At 51.0% G+C, this 2,735-nt stretch carries 6 protein-coding genes; all 6 read right to left on the reverse strand.

Translation table 11 applies throughout. The features are described from left to right. The coding region (locus AK963_RS27565; protein WP_175404695.1) for a ParB/Srx family N-terminal domain-containing protein at window positions 1-575 on the reverse strand (575 nt) is incomplete at its 3' end. Between the two features lie 3 nt (window positions 576-578). After that, complete coding sequence (locus tag AK963_RS27570) at window positions 579-947, reverse strand: 3TM-type holin (RefSeq protein WP_066018523.1); 369 nt, start codon at window positions 945-947, stop codon at window positions 579-581. Beyond that, on the reverse strand, window positions 944-1,369 hold the full coding sequence (locus AK963_RS27575; protein WP_066018383.1) for an N-acetylmuramoyl-L-alanine amidase: 426 nt from the start codon (window positions 1,367-1,369) through the stop codon (window positions 944-946). The genes AK963_RS27570 and AK963_RS27575 overlap by 4 nt, the downstream gene beginning before the upstream one ends. A gap of 18 nt (window positions 1,370-1,387) precedes the next feature. After that, on the reverse strand, window positions 1,388-1,663 hold the full coding sequence (locus AK963_RS27580; RefSeq protein ID WP_066018524.1) for a hypothetical protein: 276 nt from the start codon (window positions 1,661-1,663) through the stop codon (window positions 1,388-1,390). 126 nt (window positions 1,664-1,789) lie between these two features. Further along, complete coding sequence (locus tag AK963_RS27585) at window positions 1,790-2,479, reverse strand: bacteriophage antitermination protein Q (protein ID WP_066018525.1); 690 nt, start codon at window positions 2,477-2,479, stop codon at window positions 1,790-1,792. Then, window positions 2,476-2,735 (reverse strand): RuvC family protein (locus AK963_RS27590; protein ID WP_238593874.1); only part of this gene is annotated, 260 nt, incomplete at its 5' end. The genes AK963_RS27590 and AK963_RS27585, both read right to left, overlap by 4 nt.

A 2,735-nucleotide genomic window follows, 5' to 3' on the forward strand; every position in this document is an offset into this window, starting at 1 on the left:
AGGTCGTTTTTAATCTCATTGATCACTTCAATGAGTCGGAGCTTGTTCTCATGGAGCATGACGAGTTCAAAGGCTGAATACCCCTCATCCGTTCTCCGAGGCTCACGATCCCCGCTATCGCTATCACCGCTCGCCGGTGGAGCGTCAGGAACATCGAAGAACTCATCAGTACTTACCTGAAAGAAGTTCTCATCAAAGCCGAGAAGGTCTAAATCGAAATCTTCTGTTTTCAGTGATTCGAGTTCGAGAGAGAGCTTGTCCATATCCCAGCTTGAATTGAGGGCAATGGAATTATCCGCTATGACGTAGGCTTTCTTTTGAGCCTCTGAGAGGCCTTCGAGAACGATACAGGGGACGGTTTTGAGTTCGAGTTTCTTTGCCGCCATCAATCGACCATGGCCAGCAATGATCCCGTTTTCCTCATCAATGAGAACCGGGTTCGTAAAGCCGAACTCTTTGATCGAGGAACAAATCTGGATTACCTGTTCCTCATCGTGAATCCGGGAGTTATTCACATAAGGAATCAGGTCATTGACCTTACGCTCGACGAGCTTGTGTTTTTTCTTTGCTGCCATTCCTTAGCGCCTTATCTTGTCTGCGACCTTCTCAATACCACGGCTCGCTATGTAGCCGCCGATACCGATCTGGACGATGGAAAAGAGTTTGAGTTCAACCGCCTCGGTTAAATCCGGGGCTGACCATCCGAGCCAACGAGCAACGATGAGCCCGGTAAAGACGAGCATTACAATCGGTCGCCATGATCGCTGTAGCCAACTCTCGCCTTGGGCTTCTGCCTTGATGACCCCAGCACGTTCGGCTAACTCATCGAGCTCTCCCTTGACCGCTAAATCCACCAGCTGTTTTTTTGCCTCAGCCGCCTTATCAGGATCAGGGATAATTTTCTCGATGATCTTCCCGATAACTGGAATTGCTGCCGCCCAGGTCATCGAATAGACTCCCGCCAGTCCTCAACGATGAAGTTCGGACAAGTCTTGTAGGGAGTGAAGAAGTAATGCCCGACAACCTCTGCCTCCGGGTAGCGGAGCTCCAAGGTTTCTATCAGCATTTCGAGCATGAGCCATTGCTCTGATGTGAAGTTATCCTCTGGATCACCATTCTCATCAATACCGCCGATCATGCAGACACCGACCGACTCATGGTTATGACCCCTTACGTGGGCACCTTGAGCCTGTGAATGCCGACCATGCTTGATCGCTCCATCCCGTTCGATAATCCAGTGATAGCCGATATCCGACCAGCCATTATCGACGGTATGCCAATGCCGTATGTCCTCAGTCGTCACACCTTGATCGGCACGGGTAGCCGAGCAATGGATAACGATGTAATTAGTTTCCATCCTTGGAGTCATCGGGCTTCCCTGAATAAATTACTTTCGAACGAAGTAGGCAGCGAGGCCGATCATTGCTGAGATAACGATCCAGCCGAACCGTTCAATCCCGGCGAGTATTACACCTCTTGAATTGCTCGCACGTTCGAGGGTGCGGATACGGGTTTCCATATCGTTGAGCCGGGCATCTATCGTGCCCATGTTTTCGTTCTGGTGGGAGATTCGTTCTTCAATTCTGGCGAGTTGAGATACTGCCTCGCTCAATCTGTCCAGCTTCGTATCAATACGATCTAGCCGGTCGGAGAGGTCAGCCATAAGTGCGTCCTGCACAGGAGAAATTTCGGGCGAAAAAAAACCTCACACGTTTTCTGGGTGAGGTTTTGTATCATGGGAAAAAGTACCTGAATCTGTAATCATTAGCAAGTTTTTGCCATTTTTTGTTCAATTTTTAGCCAATTCATCACGGCCATATCGTAGCCTCAAAACGACACTCGCTACTGCCGGGAGTGCTGTCTTGTCGAGGTAGCTATCACAGACCCGCCAGTAGTAGGCATGCCATGGTTCAAAGTCACGCTTCCAGTTCTGTCTCTGGATACCGATGCGGTTGATAATGAGATTGACCGGGTAGAGGTGTCGGTCATTGACCGAATAGCTCCGGTAATCGAGGACTGCATAGGCGACAACGTCCCTGATCTTCTCCATAGTCGCCTCCCGGTAAACCCGGTCAATTTCCCCGAAGTTATTGGTCACGTCCTGATCGAGCCATCGGAAGAACCTCCCCTGTTCGGGTAGCATGTCCTCTGTCCGGGGACCGTATGCCCATTTCGCCCATGATCGGAATGGTTCAGGGAGGGCTTCGACAGCGGCAATAATCATCCCGGCCTCGACCGCATCACAGACCTGCCGGTTGTTATTCTCCCGGAGAATCTTATCCTCGGTATAGAACCCGACCGGGCTGAACTCTGCGAGTTTTTCCTCCCTGATCCCATCCCGGCAACGATGAGCCGCTCTGAGGTAGTTGGTAAAGTCCGGTTTCTTTGCCTCTGCTCTGAAGTTCGCCTCAAAGCCTTTGCTAGTGAGGTGAATTGCATAGGCATCGTGGATAGCCTCTCTCGCCGATGTGAGTTTCATGCCTGTCTCTCTCCGTATCTCGCAATGAGCACAGCATCAGCACGACCATTGTCTTTTTTTCGATGAACGTCCGCATCCGGGTAGAGGTCTAACACCTTACCTCTCGATGCATCCTTTCCGCTCCCTGTGAGTCCTGCACGGCGTTTCCATGATTGAGGGGTTACATAGGTCAGGGGAAAGCCCATTAAGCTCACAGCGGATTCTACTGCCCCGTATGACCTCCCGAAGTTAAACATCGAGACAACGCCCTGACCTG

It is taken from the genome of Endozoicomonas atrinae, from assembly GCF_001647025.1.
Lineage (GTDB): Bacteria > Pseudomonadota > Gammaproteobacteria > Pseudomonadales > Endozoicomonadaceae > Endozoicomonas > Endozoicomonas atrinae.